A 17,354-nucleotide genomic window follows, 5' to 3' on the forward strand; every position below is an offset into this window, starting at 1 on the left:
TTGGGAGAAGCGGACGCAGCGTCACGCCTTGCAGCCCCGCGCCTGCATGAGATGATCCGTCATCCAGCAACAGGACCCTCGCCATGAACCTGACTTTCAGCCCGGCCGAAGAATCCTTTCGCGACGAAGTGCGCACGTTTCTAAGTGAAGCCCTGACGCCGGACCTGAAGCGGTATGCGAGCCGCATGACCAGTGTCTATGCCCAGAAGGACGTCGCGCTTGAATGGCAGGCCATCCTTGTCGAAAAGGGCTGGGCCGCGCCGTCCTGGCCCGTCGAGTATGGCGGCTGCGACTGGTCGGTCGCCCAGCACTACATCTTCGATATCGAGATGGCGAAATCCGGCGCGCCGCCGCTCAGCCCGATGGGCATCGGCATGTGCGGCCCGGCGCTGATCGGCCATGGTTCAGAGGCGCAGAAGGCCCACTACCTGCCGCGCATCCTGTCGGGCGAGGACTTCTGGTGCCAGGGCTATTCCGAGCCGCATGCCGGCTCGGATCTCGCCGCCCTGACCATGTCGGCCGAAGCCGATGGTGACGACTTCATCTGCAACGGCTCGAAGATCTGGACCACGCATGCCCATGAGGCGAACATGATGTTCTGCCTCGTGCGCACGGATGCCTCGGGCAAGCCGCAGCAGGGTATCACCTTCCTGCTGATCGACATGACAACGCCGGGCGTGCGCGTCGATCCGATCATCATGCTGTCTGGCGAGCATATCCAGAACGCCGTCTTCTTCGACGATGTGCGCGTGCCGAAGGCCAATGTTGTCGGCGAGGTCGACAAGGGCTGGACGGTCGCAAAATACCTGCTCGAATTCGAGCGCGGCGGCTCGTCCTATGGCCCGCGCCTCTTGCAGCGCCTCGGCGCCCTGCGCCGTGTCGCGAAAGACCTCGGCCGGCTGGATGCCGCTCTCAATGCCCGGATCAGCGCGGCGGAGATCGAGGCTGGTGCCCTGGAGGCGGCAGAGCTGATGATGATGTCGGAACTGGCCGGCGGCGGGACGCCCGGCCTCAAGGCCTCGATGATGAAGATCAAGGGCACCGAACTCAGCCAGCATGTCACCGAAATCGCGCTCGATATTGCCGGCGCCCATGTCGAACCCTTCCAGCCGGAACATACCAGCCCGGGCGGCCCGGTCGTGACGCACCACAGCTCGAACCAGGGTCTTGTCGGCCCGGACAGCCTCGTCACCGTGGCGGCCAAATACCTCAATGACCGCGCCGGCTCCATCTATGCCGGCTCAAACGAAATCCAGCGCAACATCCTCAGCAAGGGTCAGCTGGGGCTGTAAAAAAAGCCCCGCCAGGTCACTGACGGGGCTTTCTGATCTTAAATTGCTTCGAGAAACCTACTCGTCCATCGCCTCGAGTTCGGCCTCGTGGCGAGCGCGGTCCTTTGCGCCCTTGGCGTCTTCGTCGCGGTCAACCAGCTCGATGACGGCAACCGGCGCATTGTCGCCATGACGGAAGCCGGCCTTCAGGACACGGCAGTAGCCGCCATTGCGGTCCTTGTAGCGCTCGCCGAAGACGTCGAAGAGCTTCTGGACCGCTTCCTTGTTGCGGACTTGCGAAATGGCCTGACGGCGGGCCGAAAGGTCACCCTTCTTCGCGAGCGTGACGAGCTTGTCCATGATCGGCTTCAGCTCCTTCGCCTTCGGAAGGGTCGTCACGATCTGCTCGTGCTCGATGAGCGAAGCGGCCATGTTCGCAAACATCGCCTTGCGGTGCGATGAGGTGCGGTTCAGCTTGCGATGTGCAATTGCGTGGGCCATTTGCTTGGTCTCCTGCGCGCCCTCCCGGGCGGACTTTTAGAGGTGGTCGTCGTATTTCTTGGCAAGTGCCTCGATGTCTTCCGGTGGCCAGTCCGGCACTTCCATGCCGAGGTGCAGCCCCATGCCAGCGAGCACTTCCTTGATCTCGTTCAGCGACTTGCGGCCGAAGTTCGGGGTACGGAGCATTTCCGCCTCGGACTTCTGGATCAGGTCACCAATGTAAACAATGTTGTCGTTCTTCAGGCAGTTCGCCGAACGAACAGACAGTTCGAGCTCGTCGACCTTCTTGAGAAGAACCGGGTTGAAGCCGAGATCGGTTTCCTCGCTCGAGGACGTCGTTTCGGTTTCCGGCTCGTCGAAGGTGATGAAGAGCTGAAGCTGGTCCTGGAGGATGCGCGCGGCATAAGCCACGGCGTCTTCCGGCGTGATCGAACCGTCGGTCTCAACCGTCAGCGTGAGCTTGTCATAGTCGAGCACGGTGCCTTCACGCGTGTCTTCGACCGTGTAGCCTACGCGGCGAACCGGCGAGTAGATGGCATCGACCGGGATGAAGCCGATCGGGGCATCTTCCGGACGGCTCTGGTCGGCCGGGACGTAGCCCTTGCCGGTCGCAACCGTGAATTCCATGCGGACCGAAGCGCCGTCGTCGAGCGTGCAGATGACGAGATCCGGGTTGAGGATCTTCACGTCGCCCGAGGTCTCGATCTGACCGGCCTTCACCTCGCCCTTGCCGTCAGCCTTCAGGATCATGCGCTTCGGCGTATCCGAAACCATGTCGATGGCGACCTGCTTGAGGTTGAGGACGATGGTGGTCACGTCTTCGCGAACGCCCGGGATGGACGAGAATTCGTGCACAACGCCGTCAATGGACACGCCGGTAATGGCAGCGCCCTGAAGCGAGGACAGGAGCACGCGGCGAAGCGCGTTACCGAGAGTCGTACCAAAACCGCGCTCAAGCGGCTCGATCACGAGCTTCGCATGACGGCGCGGATCCCGGCCCGCCTCGACCTTCGGACGGTTCGGGCGGATCAGTTCTTTCCAGTTACGGTCATTCACACTGGTCGCGGTATCGGCCATTCAAGGCCTCCTTGCTGAATTGATGGAGTCGCGGGCTGCCTAGACGCGGCGGCGTTTGGGCGGGCGGCATCCATTGTGCGGAATCGGGGTGGTGTCACGGATGGACGTGATCGTCAGGCCAGCAGCCTGAAGCGCGCGCAGGGCGCTCTCACGGCCAGAACCCGGGCCACGGACATTTACTTCGACAGTCTGGAGACCATGCTCCTGCGCCTTCTTGGCGGCATCTTCAGCAGCGACCTGGGCCGCATAAGGGGTCGACTTGCGCGATCCCTTGAAGCCCATCGTGCCGGCGGACGACCAGGAAATCGCATTTCCCTGCGCGTCGGTAATGGTCACCATTGTATTGTTGAAGCTCGACGTCACATGCACAACACCTGAGGAGATGTTCTTGCGGGCACGGCGGCGAACGCGGGTCGTATCACGAGCCATTCGGTCTGATCCTACTTCTTCTTACCAGCAATCGGCTTTGCTGGGCCCTTGCGGGTGCGGGCATTGGTGTGGGTCCGTTGGCCACGAACCGGAAGGCGCTTGCGGTGGCGAAGGCCACGATAGCAGCCCAGGTCCATCAGGCGCTTGATGTTCATCGAAACTTCACGGCGGAGGTCGCCCTCGACCATGTAGTCAGCATCGATCGTTTCGCGAATCTGGATCACTTCCGCATCGGTCAGATCCGACACGCGGCGTGCCGGCTCGATGCCGATCTTCTCGGTGATTTCGCGGGCTTTGGCCGGGCCAATGCCGTGAATGTAACGAAGCGCGATTTCCACACGCTTGTTCGTCGGAATGTTTACGCCTGCTATACGGGCCACGGGCCTCTCTCCTGAACTGCCGAAAGCGGGCTCGGCGCGAAACGAAACCCAACGTCTCGCGCGCGCGAACCCGACCTCTTAACGAAGTGCGTCGTTATAGACGTGCAAATCGCCGCGTCAACTGGTGAATTGCGGCTTTATGCGGTCTGTTTCAGCGCCTGTTCGACGCCTTCTGTTACCTCTTCAATACTCGCCATTCCGTCGACTTCGCGGAGGATTCCGCGCTCTGCGTAGAACGGCAGCAGCGGAGCGGTGTCCATGTTGTATTTCTCGAGCCGCGCCGCGAAGGTTTCGGGATTGTCGTCCTTGCGGCCCTGCTCTGCGAAACGCTTGGTCACGCGCTCCATCAGCTGTGTTTCGTCGACGACCAGACGGATCACGCAATCCACTTTCGAGCCGCGCTTTTCAAGCAGATCGTCGAGGGCCTTGGCCTGGCCGACCGTGCGCGGGAAACCATCGAAGATGAATCCCGCCGCCGACTTGTTCGTTTCCAGCTGCTCGTCGATCAGGTCGATGACGATCTCGTCCGAAACGAGGCCGCCCTCATCCATGATCCTGGCCACGCGGTTTCCCAGCTCCGAACCCGAAGCGCGCGCTGCACGCAGCATGTCCCCGGTTGAAAGCTGAACATAGCCGCGCTGCTCGACAAGCCGCTTGGCCTGCGTGCCCTTACCGGCCGCCGGTGGACCGAACAAAATCAGGTTCATCGTCTACGCTTGCCTCCCAGCCGCGATTTCTTGATCAGCCCTTCATACTGATGAGCGATCAGCTGGGACTGGATCTGTGTCACTGTATCCATCGTAACGGATACAACGATTAGAAGCGATGTGCCACCGATGTAAAAGGGGATTTCCGGTACGTAACGTCTCAGAATTTCTGGCAAGAGACAGACAAAGACGAGATAGACAGCGCCGATCGTCGTCAGGCGGGACAGGACATAGTCGAGATAGGCCGCCGTATTCTTGCCCGGACGAATCCCCGGAACGAAGCCGCCATACTTGCGCAGATTGTCCGCCGTCTCCTCCGGATTGAACATGATGGAGGTGTAGAAGAAGCAGAAGAACGCGACCAGGACACCGTAGGTGATGATGTAGGTCCAGCTGCCCGGCGAGAAGTGGAGCGCCAGCCATTGCAGGATGCCCGGATCGGTCACGCCGCCCTGCGGGTCCACCGTGCTGCCGCCGCCGAGGCCGACCGCTGTCAGCGGAAGCATCAGGATGGCGATCGCGAAGATCGGCGGGATGACGCCGGATGTGTTGATCTTCAGCGGCAGGAAGGAAGACTGCCCTTGCTGCATCTGGTTGCCGACCTGACGCTTGGGATACTGGATCAGGATCCGGCGCTGCGAACGTTCGATAAAGACGATGAACAGAAGGATCGCCACGACGAGCAGCACGATGGCGAGCACGAAGACAACATTGATCCCCTGCTCGCGGCCACCGGCAAACAGGTTGAAGATCGCCTTCGGCATCTCCGCAATAATGCCGGCGAAGATGATCAGCGAAATACCGTTACCGATGCCGCGGGCGGTGATCTGCTCACCCATCCACATCAGGAACATGGTGCCGCCGACAAAGGTCGTCACACAGGTCAGGACGAAGAACCAGGGCGCGAGCCCCTCATGGGCGAAGTTGGCAAGCCCCATAGAAATGCCAAAGCCCTGGAAGAAGGCGAAGCCGACGGTCAGGTAGCGGGTATACTGGTTGATCTGCTTGCGCCCAGCTTCCCCTTCCTTCTTGAGCTTCTCAAGCGAAGGCACCGCGCTGGTCATCATCTGAACGATGATGGATGCGGTGATGTAAGGCATCACGTTCAGCGCGAACACACTCATCCGCTCGACGGCGCCGCCGGCAAACATGTTCAGGCTGCCCAGCATGCCGCCGGACTGTTGCTGGAAGTATTGCGAGAACGCTTCCGCGTCGAGGCCAGGCACAGGAATGAACGTGCCGAGGCGATAAAGAACGAGAATGAACAGCGTGAACAGAATTCGGGCCTGAAGGTCCTTCGCCTTGGCGAAGGTGCCGAAATTCATGTTTCGCGCCATTTGTTCAGCGGCTGTGGCCAAGAGACCCTCCTCCCGGAAAAGAAATCGCCGCCAACATTGGCGGCGAAATGCTATTTGTGAAGGTGTGTAGACGAAAAAGCCGCGACTTACTCTGCTTTTTCAGCAGCTGCGGGTCCCGTCAGCGTCACCTTTCCACCGGCCTTCTCGATCGCTTCGACCGCAGCCTTGCTGGCACCGGTCACCGTGATGTTCGCCTTCTTCGGCGCTTCACCCTTGGCGAGGAGGCGGATACCGTCCTTGACGCGGCGGACAACGCCGGACGCAACCAGCGTCTCTTCGGTGATGTCGTCGGCCTTCAGCTTGCCGGCTTCGATCGCCTTGGTGAGACGGCCGAGATTGACCCAGGCGTGGTTCTTCGAGTTCAGCGCGTTAAAGCCGCGCTTCGGCAGACGCATGTAGACCGGCATCTGGCCGCCTTCGAACCCGTTCAGGGCGACGCCCGAACGTGCCTTCTGACCTTTGACACCGCGGCCGCCAGTCTTGCCCTTGCCGGAGCCGACGCCACGGCCAACGCGGTGACGGTTCTGCGTCGAGCCCGCATTGGGAGAGAGTTCGTTGAGTTTCATCGCTCTATTCCTGACTGGCGTTGAAAGGGTCGCCCCTATACGCCTACTCTTCTACGACTTCAATAAGGTGGGACACCTTGGCGATCATGCCACGCACGGCCGGGGTGTCGTTCAGCTCGCTTTCGCGGCCAATCTTGTTCAGGCCGAGACCGACCAGCGTTGCGCGCTGGGCCGGCTTGCGGCGGATCGGGCTACCGGTCTGGCGCAGCTTGATCGTGTCTGCTGTCTTCTTCGCCATCATCAGTTCCTTTCACTAAAATCAGGCGGTTTCGGAAATGCCGGTTTCGGAGGCGCCATCGGTGCGGCGGCCAACGATATCCTGAACCTTCAGGCCACGCTTGGAAGCGACGGAACGCGGGCTCGCCTGTTCCTTGAGCGCCTGGAAGGTTGCGCGAACCATGTTGTACGGGTTCGACGAACCGGTCGACTTGCCGACAACGTCCTGGATGCCGAGCACTTCCATAACGGCGCGCATCGGGCCACCGGCGATCACGCCGGTACCGGGAGGCGCTGCGCGCAGGATGACCTTGCCGGCACCCCAGCGGCCCTTGCCGTCATGGTGCAGCGTACGGCCTTCGCGCAGCGGCACGCGGACCATGTTGCGCTTGGCATCTTCGGTCGCCTTGCGGATCGCTTCCGGCACTTCGCGGGCCTTGCCCTTGCCGAAGCCGGCGCGGCCCTTCTGGTCACCCACCACGACGAGCGCGGCGAAACCGAAATTCTTGCCGCCCTTCACGGTCTTGGCGACGCGGTTGATCCCAACCAGCTTGTCGACAATCTCGCTCTGCTCTTCCTGGCGGTCATCCCGGCGTCCGCGTCCGCGGCCGCGACCTCTGCCCTGTTCGTCTGCCATATCGGACTCCTAGAACTTCAGGCCGCCCTCACGGGCGGCATCTGCCAGGGCTTTCACCCGGCCGTGGAACATGTAACCGCCGCGATCGAAGACAACGTCCTCGACACCGGCTTTCTTGGCGCGCTCGGCGATCAGCTCGCCGATCTTCTGGGCGGCAGCCGTGTCGCTGGTCGACTTCAGCTTGCCGCGCAGGTCCTTTTCGAGCGTCGAAGCGGAAGCGACCGTAACGCCGTTCTCGTCATCGATGATCTGCGCCGAGATATTCTTGTGCGAGCGCGCAACCGAAAGGCGCGGCTTGCCATCGGCAATCTTGCGGAGCTTGGACCGGACGCGCTGGGCGCGGCGGAGTGTCTTTTCGCGTGTCGTCTTCATGGCGATTACTTCTTCTTGCCTTCCTTGCGACGGACATATTCGCCGGCATAACGGACACCCTTGCCCTTGAAAGGCTCGGGCTTGCGGAATTGACGGATCTCGGCGGCAGCCTGGCCGACAGCCTGACGGTCCGCGCCGGACACGATGATCTCGGTCGGCTTCGGCGTCTCGATCTTGATGCCGTCCGGAGCCTTGAAGATCACGTCATGCGAATAGCCGAGCGACAGCTTCAGGTCGTTGCCCTGCATCTGCGCACGATAACCGACGCCGACGAGCTCGAGCGACTTGGTGAAACCGTTGGTTGCACCTTCGACGACATTCGCTGCGTTGGCCCGCGCGGTGCCCCACTGGGTCCGCACTTTCGGGTCAAGCGCTTCGGCAAAGGTCATCTTCTTGCGACCTTTGGCTTCGTTCGCCTTGATACGCTCATTGGCTTCCTTGACGAAGTTCTCGCGCGGCATGATCGACACTTCGCCATCTTCGAGCTTGGCCGTAACCAGCTCGGAGACAACGATAGCGAGCTCACCCTTCGGGCCCTTCGCCTTAACCTGGTTGCCCTCGACGGTCACTGTCGTGCCGTTCGGGACCGGGATCGGGAGTTTTCCAATACGGGACATGTCAGTTCATCCTCGTCCTAGAATACCCGGCAGAGAATTTCACCGCCGACATTCTCAGTACGGGCAACGGCGTCGGAGATGACACCCTTGGACGTGGAGAGAATGGAAATACCCAGTCCGTTGCGGACCAGTGGCAGATCATTCACCGACGAGTAGACACGGCGGCCTGGTTTCGAGACCCGGCGGATCTCTGAAATGACCGGTGCACCGTCAAAATATTTCAGCTCAATCTCGACATTGCGATGGCCGTCCTTCTCGACTTCCGTGTAGCCACGGATGAAGCCCTCGCTCTGCAGCACATCGAGTACTCGAATGCGCAGTTTCGACGAAGGCGAGACGACTTTCGTCATGCCACGCATCTGCGCATTGCGGATACGGGTCAGGAGATCGCCAAGGGGATCTGAGATGTTCATCCTGGTCCTCCTTTCCTACCAGCTGGACTTCACGAGGCCCGGCACCATGCCGAGCGAGCCAAGTTCACGAAGCGCAATGCGCGACATCTTCATCTTGCGATAGTAGCCGCGCGGACGCCCGGTAACCTCGCAACGGTTGCGGATCCGGCTCGGAGCCGAATTGCGCGGTAGTTCAGCCAGCTTAAGGCGGGCCTGGAAGCGCTCTTCCAGCGGACGGTCCTCGTCCATGGCCGCAGCCTTCAGCTTCGCCCGGCGTGCCGCGTATTTCGCGACCATCCGGCGACGCTTTTCATTCTTTTCAATTGCGCTTTTCTTAGCCATTACAATTCGTCCTCAAGCGCTAGTTCCGGAACGGGAAGCCACAATGCGCAAGCAGCGCCTTGGCTTCTTCGTTCGTTTTGGCGGTGGTGCAGACAATGATGTCCATACCGCGAATGTCTTCGATGTCGTCATAGTTGATTTCCGGGAAGACGATCTGCTCTTTCAGACCCATGGCGTAGTTGCCACGGCCGTCAAAGCTCTTGCCGTTCAGTCCGCGGAAGTCTTTCACACGCGGCAGGGCCATCGTGGTCAGACGATCGAGGAACTCATACATGCGATCGCGGCGAAGCGTGACCTTGGCACCGATGATCATGCCTTCGCGCAGCTTGAAGCCGGCGATCGACTTGCGGGCCTTGGTCGGCACAGGCTTCTGGCCGGAGATCTTCTCCAGCTCGGCCAGGGCCGTCTTGATCTTCTTGGAGTCAGCGACAGCTTCGCCAACACCCATGTTGATCACGACCTTGTCGAGCTTGGGAACCTGCATCTCGTTGGAGTATTTGAACTCCTCCTGCAGCTTCTCGCGGATCTCTTTCTTGTACTTCGCCTTGAGGCGGGGTTCATAATTCTCAGACATCGATCGACTCGCCCGAACGTTTGGCATAGCGCGTCTTGCGGCCATGCTCGTCTACCTTGAAACCGACGCGGGTCGGCTTGCCGTCGCGCGGGTCCATGATCGCCACGTTGGAGACATGGATCGGCGCTTCGAACGTCTTGATACCACCCGGGTCCATCTGACCCGGCTTCTGGTGACGCTTCACGACATTCACACCCTGAACGACGACACGGTTCTCAGCCGGGATCACCTTCAGGACTTCGCCCTTGGCGCCCTTGTTCCGGCCGGCCGTGACGACGACACGGTCACCTTTTTTCACCTTGGCAGCCATGGTTACAGCACCTCCGGAGCCAGTGAGACGATCTTCATGTGGTTCTTCGCGCGAAGCTCGCGCGGAACCGGGCCGAAGATCCGGGTTCCGATCGGTTCGCCATTGTTGTTCACCAGCACAGCAGCATTGGTGTCGAACCGGATGACCGAACCGTCGGGGCGGGTAATGTCCTTGGCAACGCGAACCACGACAGCGCGGCGAACGTCGCCCTTCTTCACGCGGCCGGTCGGAATTGCTTCCTTGATCGAGACCACGATGATGTCGCCAACCGACGCATAGCGGCGGCCCGCGCCACCCAGCACCTTGATGCACTGGACGCGGCGAGCGCCGGAATTGTCGGCGACGCGCAGATTTGATTGCATCTGGATCATGCGTCAGCTCCATCGCCCGGAATGACTTCCCAGGTCTTCAGCTTGGAGCGCGGCGGGCACTCCTGAATGGTGACACGCTGCCCTTCGACGGCCGAGTTGGTCTCGTCATGGGCGTGATACTTCTTCGAGCGGCGCACGATCTTCTTCAGAACAGGATGCAGGAAGGTGCGGTCGATACGGACCACAGCCGTCTTGTCCTGCTTGGTGGAAACCACGACGCCTTCCATTACGCGTTTCGGCATATCTTATCTCCTACGCCTCGGCTTCCGTCTTGGCCTGCTCGGCAAGAAGGGTCTTCACGCGCGCGATCTCGCGGCGGACTTCCTTCACGCGGGCCGTTTTCTCCAGCTGGCCGGTGGCCTGCTGGAAACGGAGGTTGAACTGTTCCTTCTTCAGCTGCTTGAGCTGGTCGCGCAGCTGGTCGGTGCTCTTGGAACGCAAATCAGCGATGCTCATCTCTAGATCCCCTCAATGCGCTTGATGATCTTGGTCTTGATCGGCAGCTTGGCGGCGCCGAGGCGCAGAGCCTCCAGAGCCACAGCGTCCGGAACACCGTCGATCTCGAACAGGATACGGCCAGGCGACACGCGAGCGACCCAGCGGTCGACGGAGCCCTTGCCCTTACCCATGCGGACTTCGATAGGCTTCGCGGAAACCGGCGTATCCGGGAACACGCGGATCCAGACCTTGCCCTGACGCTTCATTTCGCGGGTCACGGCACGGCGGGTCGCCTCGATCTGGCGCGCGGTGACGCGCTCCGGCTCGAGTGCCTTCAGGCCGTAGCTGCCGAAGGAAAGCGTATAGCCGCCCTTCGCCTTGTTGCTGATCCGGCCCTTGAAAGCCTTGCGGTATTTTGTGCGTTTCGGCTGCAGCATCGTTTACGCTCCTGCACCTTGCGGACCGGAAGCCGGGCCGCGCTGGTTTGTCGAACGGGCACGGGCCTGACCTGAATCTTCGGCCTTGCGGTCCTGTGCCATCGGGTCGTGCTCCATGATCTCGCCTTTGTAGATCCAGACCTTCACACCGATGATGCCGTAGGTCGTCTCTGCTTCGGCGGTACCGTAGTCGATGTCGGCGCGCAGCGTGTGCAGCGGCACCGAACCTTCGGCATACTGCTCGGTCCGGGCGATTTCTGCACCGCCAAGGCGGCCAGCAACCATCACGCGGACACCGAGCGCACCGAGGCGCATCGAGTTCTGGATCGCCCGCTTCATGGCGCGGCGGAACGAGCCGCGGCGCTCAAGCTGGCGAGCAATGTCTTCGGCGACCAGGGTGGCGTCGATTTCCGGCTTACGGATCTCGACCAGGTTCACGCGAACCTCATCTTCCGTCATCTTCGACAGCTTCTTGCGAAGCACTTCGATGTCGGCGCCCTTCTTGCCGATCACAAGGCCCGGACGGGCGGTGTGGATCGTGACAATGCACTTCTTGTGCGGACGCTCGATGACGATGCGCGAGATACCGGCCTGCTTCAGCTGGTCCTTGATCGTCTTGCGGATTTTCAGGTCTTCGTGGACAAGACGGCCATAGTCTGCCGTATCGGCATACCAGCGGCTGTCCCAGGTCCGGTTGATACCGAGACGCAGACCGACGGGATTGATCTTCTGGCCCATTATGCGGCCTCCGCTTCAACTGATGTGTCGCGCAGCACGATGGTGAGCTGCGAGAAAGGTTTCATGATGCGCGCGGCGCGGCCACGGGCACGGGCGCGGATGCGCTTCATGACCAGGTTCTTGCCGACATGCGCTTCCGCGACGACCAGGCTGTCAATGTCGAGACCATGATTGTTCTCAGCATTCGACATGGCCGAATAGAGCACCTTGTACACGTCCTTGGCAGCGCGCTTGCGCGAGAATTTCATCTCGTCCATCGCACGCTGGACCGGAAGACCGCGGATCTGCTGAGCCAGGAGGTTCAGCTTCTGCGGGCTCGAACGGTACATGCGCAGCACTGCGCGCGACTCGTTGGACGCCTGCTTCGGAGGATTCTTCGCCTTACCCATGGCTTACTTCCTCTTCGCTTTCTTGTCGGCGCCGTGGCCATAATAGGTCCGCGTCGGCGCAAACTCGCCGAACTTGTGACCGACCATTTCCTCGGTGACGAGGACCGGCACGAACTTGTTGCCGTTGTGCACCTGAAAGTTCAGGCCCACGAATTGCGGCATGATGGTAGACCGGCGCGACCAGGTCTTGATTACTTCGCGGCGCTCGGCTGCGTGGGCTTTCTCTGCCTTCTTGAGCAGGTAGCCATCGACAAACGGGCCTTTCCAGACGGAACGTGGCATCTTCTCTTCGCTCCCTAGCGCTTCGAATTACGGCGACGGATGATGAGACGATCCGAGGCCTTCGTCTTGCGGGTCTTTGGACCGCGGGTTTTCTTGCCCCAGGGCGTAACCGGGTGGCGGCCACCCGAAGACTTGCCCTCACCACCACCGTGCGGGTGGTCGACCGGGTTCATCGCAACACCGCGGACTTTCGGGCGCTTGCCGAGGTAGCGCGCACGGCCAGCCTTCGACAGAACCCTGTTCATGTTGTCCGGGTTGGACACGGCGCCGACGGTGGCCAGGCAGCTGTCCGGAACCATGCGAAGCTCGCCGGAGGACAGCTTGATCTGGGCATAGCCCGCATCGCGACCAACGATCTGCACATAGGTGCCGGCCGAACGCGCGAGCTGGGCGCCCTTCTGAGGCTTCAGCTCGACATTGTGGACGATTGTGCCGACCGGAATGTTCTTCAGCGGCAGGGTGTTGCCCGGCTTGATGTCAGCGGTCCTGGACGTGACGACCGTATCACCGACAGCCAGGCGTTGCGGCGCGATGATGTAGGACAGGTCGCCGTCCTCATACTTGATCAGCGCAATGAATGCCGTGCGGTTCGGATCGTATTCCAGGCGCTCCACGGTCGCCGGAACGTCCCAGCGGTTACGCTTGAAGTCGATCTTGCGATACAGGCGCTTCGCACCGCCACCGATACCGCGAACCGTGACGCGGCCACGGTTGTTGCGGCCGCCAGATTTGGTGAGGCCTTCGGTCAGCGCCTTGACGGGGCGACCCTTGTGCAGCTCCGAACGGTCAACGATGACCAGCTGGCGCTGGCCGGGTGACGTCGGATTGAAAGTCTTGAGTGCCATCTCGCTCTCCTACAGTCCGGTCGTGATATCGACGGACTGACCGTCCTTCAGGGTGACAATCGCTTTCTTGAAGTCGGAGCGGAAGCCGACCTTGCCGCGGAAGCGCTTGGTCTTGCCCTTTACCTTGATCGTGTTGACCTTGGTCACGTCGACCTTGAACAGCGACTCAACAGCTTCCTTGATGTCCTTCTTGTTGGCGGACAGCGGAACCTCGAAAACGATCTTGTTCTCTTCCGACAGAAGTGTGGACTTCTCGGTGATCACCGGCGCCAGGAGCGCGTCGTAATGTTGTGCTTTCACTTCAGCCATGACTTACTTCCCTTCCCCGGCCTTCGCGTCGAAACGCGCGCCGATGCCTTCAAGGGCATCCTTGGTGATGACCAGCTGCTTGCGGCGCAGGATGTCATAGACATTAAGGCCAGCGACCGGCAGGACATCGATGTTCGGGATGTTGCGGGCAGCCTTGGCGAAGTTCGCATCGACCTCGGCGCCGCCGATGATCAGTGCGTTCTCGACGCCAAGCGCCTTGAACTTGGCCGAAAGCTCTTTCGTCTTGGCTTCGTCCAGCTTCGCCTCGTTCAGCACGATGAGCGAGCCTTCCTTGACCTTGGACGACAGGGCATGCGCCAAGGCCAGCTTGCGGATCTTCTTGGGAAGATCGTGAGCGTGGCTGCGAACGCGCGGGCCGTGTGCGACCGAACCGCCAACGAAGATCGGCGCATTGCGCGAACCGTGACGGGCGCCGCCCGACCCCTTCTGACGGATGAACTTCTTGGTCGTAACGGAAACTTCGTCGCGCGACTGGGTCTTGTGCGTACCGGCCTGGCGCTTGGCGAGCTGCCAGCGAACCGTGCGGTGCAGCAGGTCGGAGCGGATGTCTTCCAGGCCGAAAATGGCCGGATCAACCGTTGCCTTGCCTGCGGCCTTGCCGTCGAGTGTCTTGACTGCGAGTTCCATTATTCACCAGCCTCCGCATTCTCGGCGTCTGCAGGTTTTGCATCGCCACCCTTGGCACGGAAGGAGCCAGCGGCCGGCGCATCGTCCGGGCGGGCCTTCTTCACGGCATCGCGAACTTCAACATAGGCGCCGTCATGGCCGGGGATCGCACCCTTGACCAGGATCAGGCCGCGTTCGGCATCGGTACGGACGATTTCCAGGTTCTGGATCGTGACGCGCTCGGTGCCGTAATGGCCAGCCATCTTCTTGCCCTTGAAGACCTTGCCCGGATCCTGGCATTGGCCAGTGGAACCGTGGGCACGGTGGGAGATGGACACGCCGTGCGAGGCACGCAGGCCGCCGAAGTTCCAGCGCTTCATGGCGCCCGAGAAACCGCGGCCGAGCGAAACGCCGGCAATATCGACACGCTGGCCAACCGCGAAGTGATCAGCAAGCACTTCGGCACCGACGTCAGGCATGTCGCCATTGACGCGGAACTCGACCAGCTTGCGCTTCGGGGCAACGCCCGCCTTCGCAAACGCTTCGCGCTGCGACTTGGCGGTGCGTTTCGCCTTCGCGTCACCGGCACCCATCACGACAGCCTTGTAGCCGTCATTGCGGGTTACGGTGGTCTTTTCTTTCTTCTTGCCGCGGTTCACGGAGACTTCGCGATCCTCATCGGTGCGAAGGCCGACAACCTGGCAGCCATCAAGCGAAAGAACCGTCACGGGAACGTGGCGGCCGTCTTCGTTGAAGATACGGGTCATGCCAAGCTTCTTGGCAATGACGCCGGTGCGTTCTGCCGGAAGTGCCATCTTAGCGCGCTCCCTCGAGTTTGATTTCGATGCCGACGCCAGCCGAAAGGTCGAGCTTCATGAGCGCGTCAACGGTTTGCGGGGTCGGATCCACGATGTCGAGAATGCGCTTGTGCGTGCGAATCTCGAACTGGTCGCGGGACTTCTTGTCGATGTGAGGCGAGCGGTTGACCGTGAAACGCTCGATACGGGTCGGCAGCGGGATCGGGCCGCGAACGTCAGCGCCGGTGCGCTTCGCGGTGGAGACGATCTCTTTCGCCGACATGTCGAGGGCGCGGTGGTCGAACGCTTTCAACCTGATCCGGATATTTTGTTTGTCCATCGTACGGTATCCCGTCCACATGAAATGTCGCGCCAAGGCGCACGCGTTGAAGCGCCCGGACGCAATCGGCTGAATTGTCTAGTTCGGTGGGAAGCGTTTGCCGATCAGAGGCACAGCCGACCCTTCGAAGGGCGCGGTGTATGGGATTGTTCGGGGCTCGTCAACACTGCATGACGGATTCTTTGCAGCGGGTTGCACCCGGCAGGATCGCGCGCGATGGCCTGAACCTCAAACGGTGCTATGGTCACGGCCGTTCCACGGACTGGCAGAGGCGGATTTTACCGTGAAAGACGAGTTGCTGGAAGCCGCCAAAGCGGTTCGCGAAAACGCCCATGCGCCCTATTCCGGCTTCAAGGTCGGCGCGGCCATCCGCTCGGCGGCCGGCATCCATGTCGGCTGCAATGTCGAGAATGCGGCCTATCCTGAAGGCATCTGCGCCGAGGGCGGCGCGATCACCTCCATGGTCGCTGCCGGGGATACGAAAATCTTCGAAGTCCTGGTGTATGCCGAGGCTGACACGCCGGTCGCCCCCTGCGGCGGCTGCCGCCAGAAACTGGCCGAATTTGCCGGACCGGACGTGGTGGTCAGGCTTGCGGGTGCCGATGGCGTGACGACCGAAACGACCATGGCCGACCTTCTGCCTGCCGCCTTTGGCGCCGCACAGCTGAAATAGTCACCAAAACTGTTCTGGCTCGGCTTTTTGGATCGGAGCCCATTTGCGCCTCCGATTCCCGGAAACGAGCCTCATGGCCCATCAACAAAAAAGGGCCGCTCCCGGAGGAACGGCCCTTGATGTCTTGTGTCAGCCCCTTGCGGGGCGACAAGCACCTGTCCGATGCTTATTCCTTGACCGCCGAGACGACGCCGGCGCCGACGGTGCGGCCGCCTTCGCGGATGGCGAAGCGCAGGCCCTGGTCCATTGCGATCGGCGTGATCAGCTCGACGTCCATCTTCACGTTGTCGCCCGGCAGGACCATTTCCTTGTCTGCCGGAAGCGTGACAACACCCGTCACGTCCGTGGTCCGGAAGTAGAATTGCGGACGATAGTTCGTGAAGAACGGCGTGTGACGGCCACCCTCTTCCTTGGTCAGGATGTAGGCCTCGGCCTCGAACTTCGCGTGCGGCGTGATCGAGCCCGGCTTGCAGAGAACCTGGCCGCGCTCGACGCCCTCACGGTCGATACCGCGGATCAGCGCGCCAATGTTGTCGCCAGCCTGGCCCTGGTCGAGCAGCTTGCGGAACATCTCCACACCGGTCACCGTCGTCTTCTGCGTCGGGCGGATGCCGACGATCTCGACTTCCTCGCCAACCTTGATGACGCCCGTCTCGACACGGCCGGTCACAACCGTACCGCGACCGGAGATCGAGAACACGTCCTCGACCGGCATCAGGAACGGCTTGTCCAGCGGACGCTCAGGGGTCGGGATGTACTCGTCGACCGCTTCCATCAGCTCCAGGATCTTCTTCTTGCCGATCTCTTCGTCACGGCCTTCGACAGCCGCCAGCGCCGAACCGGCAATGATCGGAATGTCGTCGCCCGGGAAGTCATAGGAAGACAGAAGTTCGCGAACTTCCATCTCGACCAGCTCGAGCAGCTCCTCGTCATCGACCTGGTCGACCTTGTTCAGGAACACGACCAGCGCCGGAACGCCAACCTGGCGGGCCAGCAGGATGTGCTCGCGCGTCTGCGGCATCGGGCCGTCAGCCGCGTTCACAACCAGGATCGCGCCGTCCATCTGCGCCGCACCCGTGATCATGTTCTTCACATAGTCCGCGTGGCCGGGGCAGTCGACGTGCGCATAGTGGCGCTTGTCGGTCTCATACTCAACGTGCGCGGTGTTGATCGTGATCCCGCGGGCCTTCTCTTCAGGCGCGTTGTCGATGTCCGCATAGGACTTCGCCGCACCACCATAAACTTCCGCCAGCGTCATCGTGATCGCCGCCGTCAGCGTCGTCTTGCCGTGGTCCACGTGCCCAATCGTACCAATGTTCACGTGAGGCTTGTTGCGCTCAAACTTTGCCTTGGCCATTT

Annotated in this window: 30 protein-coding genes; 2 read left to right on the forward strand and 28 right to left on the reverse strand. The window is 61.2% G+C overall.

All coding sequences use genetic code 11. The features are described from left to right. The first annotated feature begins 83 nt into the window (after nt 1-83). Complete coding sequence (locus D1227_RS07965) at nt 84-1,292, forward strand: acyl-CoA dehydrogenase family protein (protein WP_119404460.1); 1,209 nt, start codon at nt 84-86, stop codon at nt 1,290-1,292. Between the two features lie 57 nt (nt 1,293-1,349). Here the strand turns inward: D1227_RS07965 and rplQ are convergent, their stop codons facing one another. The 27 genes from rplQ to rpsJ all read right to left on the reverse strand — a co-directional run bounded on the left by rplQ (nt 1,350) and on the right by rpsJ (nt 15,322). Beyond that, nucleotides 1,350-1,772 (reverse strand): 50S ribosomal protein L17, encoded by a 423-nt coding sequence (rplQ, locus tag D1227_RS07970; RefSeq protein WP_119376196.1) that lies wholly within the window; start codon nt 1,770-1,772, stop codon nt 1,350-1,352. Between the two features lie 36 nt (nt 1,773-1,808). Further along, nucleotides 1,809-2,828 (reverse strand): DNA-directed RNA polymerase subunit alpha, encoded by a 1,020-nt coding sequence (locus D1227_RS07975; RefSeq protein ID WP_119376238.1) that lies wholly within the window; start codon nt 2,826-2,828, stop codon nt 1,809-1,811. 60 nt (nt 2,829-2,888) lie between these two features. Continuing rightward, nucleotides 2,889-3,278 (reverse strand): 30S ribosomal protein S11, encoded by a 390-nt coding sequence (gene rpsK, locus D1227_RS07980; protein WP_119376195.1) that lies wholly within the window; start codon nt 3,276-3,278, stop codon nt 2,889-2,891. 11 nt (nt 3,279-3,289) lie between these two features. Next, nucleotides 3,290-3,658 (reverse strand): 30S ribosomal protein S13, encoded by a 369-nt coding sequence (gene rpsM / locus D1227_RS07985; protein WP_119376194.1) that lies wholly within the window; start codon nt 3,656-3,658, stop codon nt 3,290-3,292. A 137-nt stretch (nt 3,659-3,795) separates the two neighbouring features. After that, nucleotides 3,796-4,365: an adenylate kinase gene (locus tag D1227_RS07990; RefSeq protein WP_119376193.1), complete on the reverse strand. Its 570-nt coding sequence runs from the start codon at nt 4,363-4,365 to the stop codon at nt 3,796-3,798. Then, entirely contained in the window at nt 4,362-5,723 is a 1,362-nt protein-coding gene (secY, locus tag D1227_RS07995) for a preprotein translocase subunit SecY (protein WP_199288206.1), read from the reverse strand. Before secY ends, D1227_RS07990 begins: the two co-directional genes overlap by 4 nt. A gap of 86 nt (nt 5,724-5,809) precedes the next feature. After that, nucleotides 5,810-6,289: a 50S ribosomal protein L15 gene (gene rplO, locus D1227_RS08000; RefSeq protein ID WP_119376191.1), complete on the reverse strand. Its 480-nt coding sequence runs from the start codon at nt 6,287-6,289 to the stop codon at nt 5,810-5,812. Between the two features lie 43 nt (nt 6,290-6,332). Further along, a complete protein-coding gene (gene rpmD / locus D1227_RS08005; RefSeq protein WP_119376237.1) occupies nt 6,333-6,527 on the reverse strand; it encodes a 50S ribosomal protein L30 in 195 nt (64 codons plus the stop codon). Between the two features lie 21 nt (nt 6,528-6,548). Then, nucleotides 6,549-7,142 carry a 30S ribosomal protein S5 gene (gene rpsE / locus D1227_RS08010; protein WP_119376190.1) on the reverse strand — a complete coding sequence of 198 codons (594 nt, stop codon included), beginning with the start codon at nt 7,140-7,142 and terminating at the stop codon, nt 6,549-6,551. 9 nt (nt 7,143-7,151) lie between these two features. Continuing rightward, on the reverse strand, nt 7,152-7,514 hold the full coding sequence (gene rplR / locus D1227_RS08015; RefSeq protein WP_119376189.1) for a 50S ribosomal protein L18: 363 nt from the start codon (nt 7,512-7,514) through the stop codon (nt 7,152-7,154). A gap of 5 nt (nt 7,515-7,519) precedes the next feature. Then, nucleotides 7,520-8,131: a 50S ribosomal protein L6 gene (gene rplF, locus D1227_RS08020; protein ID WP_119376188.1), complete on the reverse strand. Its 612-nt coding sequence runs from the start codon at nt 8,129-8,131 to the stop codon at nt 7,520-7,522. Between the two features lie 17 nt (nt 8,132-8,148). Next, a complete protein-coding gene (gene rpsH, locus D1227_RS08025) occupies nt 8,149-8,544 on the reverse strand; it encodes a 30S ribosomal protein S8 (RefSeq protein ID WP_119376187.1) in 396 nt (131 codons plus the stop codon). Nucleotides 8,545-8,559: 15 nt separating this feature from the next. Further along, entirely contained in the window at nt 8,560-8,865 is a 306-nt protein-coding gene (gene rpsN, locus D1227_RS08030) for a 30S ribosomal protein S14 (protein WP_119376186.1), read from the reverse strand. 19 nt (nt 8,866-8,884) lie between these two features. Next, nucleotides 8,885-9,439, reverse strand: a complete 555-nt coding sequence (gene rplE, locus D1227_RS08035; protein WP_119376185.1) for a 50S ribosomal protein L5 — start codon at nt 9,437-9,439, stop codon at nt 8,885-8,887. After that, a complete protein-coding gene (gene rplX, locus D1227_RS08040; RefSeq protein WP_119376184.1) occupies nt 9,432-9,749 on the reverse strand; it encodes a 50S ribosomal protein L24 in 318 nt (105 codons plus the stop codon). Before rplX ends, rplE begins: the two co-directional genes overlap by 8 nt. Before the next feature lie 2 nt (nt 9,750-9,751). After that, nucleotides 9,752-10,120 carry a 50S ribosomal protein L14 gene (gene rplN / locus D1227_RS08045; RefSeq protein ID WP_119376183.1) on the reverse strand — a complete coding sequence of 123 codons (369 nt, stop codon included), beginning with the start codon at nt 10,118-10,120 and terminating at the stop codon, nt 9,752-9,754. Beyond that, nucleotides 10,117-10,362, reverse strand: a complete 246-nt coding sequence (gene rpsQ / locus D1227_RS08050) for a 30S ribosomal protein S17 (RefSeq protein ID WP_119376182.1) — start codon at nt 10,360-10,362, stop codon at nt 10,117-10,119. The genes rplN and rpsQ overlap by 4 nt, the downstream gene beginning before the upstream one ends. Before the next feature lie 10 nt (nt 10,363-10,372). After that, entirely contained in the window at nt 10,373-10,576 is a 204-nt protein-coding gene (gene rpmC / locus D1227_RS08055) for a 50S ribosomal protein L29 (protein WP_119376181.1), read from the reverse strand. 2 nt (nt 10,577-10,578) lie between these two features. Then, nucleotides 10,579-10,995 carry a 50S ribosomal protein L16 gene (gene rplP / locus D1227_RS08060; protein ID WP_119376180.1) on the reverse strand — a complete coding sequence of 139 codons (417 nt, stop codon included), beginning with the start codon at nt 10,993-10,995 and terminating at the stop codon, nt 10,579-10,581. Nucleotides 10,996-10,998: 3 nt separating this feature from the next. Continuing rightward, nucleotides 10,999-11,733 (reverse strand): 30S ribosomal protein S3, encoded by a 735-nt coding sequence (gene rpsC, locus D1227_RS08065; RefSeq protein WP_119376179.1) that lies wholly within the window; start codon nt 11,731-11,733, stop codon nt 10,999-11,001. Further along, a complete protein-coding gene (gene rplV, locus D1227_RS08070; RefSeq protein ID WP_119376178.1) occupies nt 11,733-12,122 on the reverse strand; it encodes a 50S ribosomal protein L22 in 390 nt (129 codons plus the stop codon). The genes rpsC and rplV overlap by 1 nt, the downstream gene beginning before the upstream one ends. A gap of 3 nt (nt 12,123-12,125) precedes the next feature. After that, complete coding sequence (gene rpsS / locus D1227_RS08075) at nt 12,126-12,404, reverse strand: 30S ribosomal protein S19 (protein ID WP_119376177.1); 279 nt, start codon at nt 12,402-12,404, stop codon at nt 12,126-12,128. Between the two features lie 14 nt (nt 12,405-12,418). Beyond that, nucleotides 12,419-13,249 (reverse strand): 50S ribosomal protein L2, encoded by an 831-nt coding sequence (gene rplB, locus D1227_RS08080; protein ID WP_119404461.1) that lies wholly within the window; start codon nt 13,247-13,249, stop codon nt 12,419-12,421. A gap of 9 nt (nt 13,250-13,258) precedes the next feature. After that, nucleotides 13,259-13,558 (reverse strand): 50S ribosomal protein L23, encoded by a 300-nt coding sequence (locus D1227_RS08085; protein WP_119376175.1) that lies wholly within the window; start codon nt 13,556-13,558, stop codon nt 13,259-13,261. A gap of 3 nt (nt 13,559-13,561) precedes the next feature. Further along, nucleotides 13,562-14,206 carry a 50S ribosomal protein L4 gene (rplD, locus tag D1227_RS08090; RefSeq protein WP_119376174.1) on the reverse strand — a complete coding sequence of 215 codons (645 nt, stop codon included), beginning with the start codon at nt 14,204-14,206 and terminating at the stop codon, nt 13,562-13,564. Further along, entirely contained in the window at nt 14,206-15,000 is a 795-nt protein-coding gene (gene rplC, locus D1227_RS08095; RefSeq protein WP_119404462.1) for a 50S ribosomal protein L3, read from the reverse strand. The genes rplD and rplC overlap by 1 nt, the downstream gene beginning before the upstream one ends. Before the next feature lies 1 nt (nt 15,001). Further along, nucleotides 15,002-15,322 (reverse strand): 30S ribosomal protein S10, encoded by a 321-nt coding sequence (rpsJ, locus tag D1227_RS08100; RefSeq protein WP_119376172.1) that lies wholly within the window; start codon nt 15,320-15,322, stop codon nt 15,002-15,004. A gap of 283 nt (nt 15,323-15,605) precedes the next feature. On the opposite strand from rpsJ, the gene D1227_RS08105 reads away from it, so the two are divergent. Beyond that, nucleotides 15,606-15,995: a cytidine deaminase gene (locus D1227_RS08105; protein ID WP_119404463.1), complete on the forward strand. Its 390-nt coding sequence runs from the start codon at nt 15,606-15,608 to the stop codon at nt 15,993-15,995. A 166-nt stretch (nt 15,996-16,161) separates the two neighbouring features. Here D1227_RS08105 and tuf read toward each other — a convergent pair whose 3' ends face one another. Next, the gene (gene tuf, locus D1227_RS08110) at nt 16,162-17,352 is read right to left on the reverse strand and encodes an elongation factor Tu (protein WP_119376170.1); all 1,191 of its coding nucleotides are present in this window, start codon (nt 17,350-17,352) and stop codon (nt 16,162-16,164) included. Between the last annotated feature and the right edge of the window lie 2 nt (nt 17,353-17,354).

The sequence above is a fragment of the Henriciella mobilis genome (assembly GCF_003576315.1).
Lineage (GTDB): Bacteria > Pseudomonadota > Alphaproteobacteria > Caulobacterales > Hyphomonadaceae > Henriciella > Henriciella mobilis.

Coding starts and splice junctions, on each gene's coding strand:
- D1227_RS07965 (WP_119404460.1), top strand. CDS start 84: ATGAACCTGACTTTCAGCCCGGCCGAAGAATCCTTTCGCGACGAAGTG.
- rplQ (WP_119376196.1), bottom strand. CDS start 1,772: ATGGCCCACGCAATTGCACATCGCAAGCTGAACCGCACCTCATCGCAC.
- rpsK (WP_119376195.1), bottom strand. CDS start 3,278: ATGGCTCGTGATACGACCCGCGTTCGCCGCCGTGCCCGCAAGAACATC.
- D1227_RS07990 (WP_119376193.1), bottom strand. CDS start 4,365: ATGAACCTGATTTTGTTCGGTCCACCGGCGGCCGGTAAGGGCACGCAG.
- rplO (WP_119376191.1), bottom strand. CDS start 6,289: ATGAAACTCAACGAACTCTCTCCCAATGCGGGCTCGACGCAGAACCGT.
- rpmD (WP_119376237.1), bottom strand. CDS start 6,527: ATGGCGAAGAAGACAGCAGACACGATCAAGCTGCGCCAGACCGGTAGC.
- rpsE (WP_119376190.1), bottom strand. CDS start 7,142: ATGGCAGACGAACAGGGCAGAGGTCGCGGCCGCGGACGCGGACGCCGG.
- rplR (WP_119376189.1), bottom strand. CDS start 7,514: ATGAAGACGACACGCGAAAAGACACTCCGCCGCGCCCAGCGCGTCCGG.
- rplF (WP_119376188.1), bottom strand. CDS start 8,131: ATGTCCCGTATTGGAAAACTCCCGATCCCGGTCCCGAACGGCACGACA.
- rpsH (WP_119376187.1), bottom strand. CDS start 8,544: ATGAACATCTCAGATCCCCTTGGCGATCTCCTGACCCGTATCCGCAAT.
- rpsN (WP_119376186.1), bottom strand. CDS start 8,865: ATGGCTAAGAAAAGCGCAATTGAAAAGAATGAAAAGCGTCGCCGGATG.
- rplE (WP_119376185.1), bottom strand. CDS start 9,439: ATGTCTGAGAATTATGAACCCCGCCTCAAGGCGAAGTACAAGAAAGAG.
- rplX (WP_119376184.1), bottom strand. CDS start 9,749: ATGGCTGCCAAGGTGAAAAAAGGTGACCGTGTCGTCGTCACGGCCGGC.
- rplN (WP_119376183.1), bottom strand. CDS start 10,120: ATGATCCAGATGCAATCAAATCTGCGCGTCGCCGACAATTCCGGCGCT.
- rpsQ (WP_119376182.1), bottom strand. CDS start 10,362: ATGCCGAAACGCGTAATGGAAGGCGTCGTGGTTTCCACCAAGCAGGAC.
- rpmC (WP_119376181.1), bottom strand. CDS start 10,576: ATGAGCATCGCTGATTTGCGTTCCAAGAGCACCGACCAGCTGCGCGAC.
- rplP (WP_119376180.1), bottom strand. CDS start 10,995: ATGCTGCAGCCGAAACGCACAAAATACCGCAAGGCTTTCAAGGGCCGG.
- rpsC (WP_119376179.1), bottom strand. CDS start 11,733: ATGGGCCAGAAGATCAATCCCGTCGGTCTGCGTCTCGGTATCAACCGG.
- rplV (WP_119376178.1), bottom strand. CDS start 12,122: ATGGGTAAGGCGAAGAATCCTCCGAAGCAGGCGTCCAACGAGTCGCGC.
- rpsS (WP_119376177.1), bottom strand. CDS start 12,404: ATGCCACGTTCCGTCTGGAAAGGCCCGTTTGTCGATGGCTACCTGCTC.
- rplB (WP_119404461.1), bottom strand. CDS start 13,249: ATGGCACTCAAGACTTTCAATCCGACGTCACCCGGCCAGCGCCAGCTG.
- D1227_RS08085 (WP_119376175.1), bottom strand. CDS start 13,558: ATGGCTGAAGTGAAAGCACAACATTACGACGCGCTCCTGGCGCCGGTG.
- rplD (WP_119376174.1), bottom strand. CDS start 14,206: ATGGAACTCGCAGTCAAGACACTCGACGGCAAGGCCGCAGGCAAGGCA.
- rplC (WP_119404462.1), bottom strand. CDS start 15,000: ATGGCACTTCCGGCAGAACGCACCGGCGTCATTGCCAAGAAGCTTGGC.
- rpsJ (WP_119376172.1), bottom strand. CDS start 15,322: ATGGACAAACAAAATATCCGGATCAGGTTGAAAGCGTTCGACCACCGC.
- tuf (WP_119376170.1), bottom strand. CDS start 17,352: ATGGCCAAGGCAAAGTTTGAGCGCAACAAGCCTCACGTGAACATTGGT.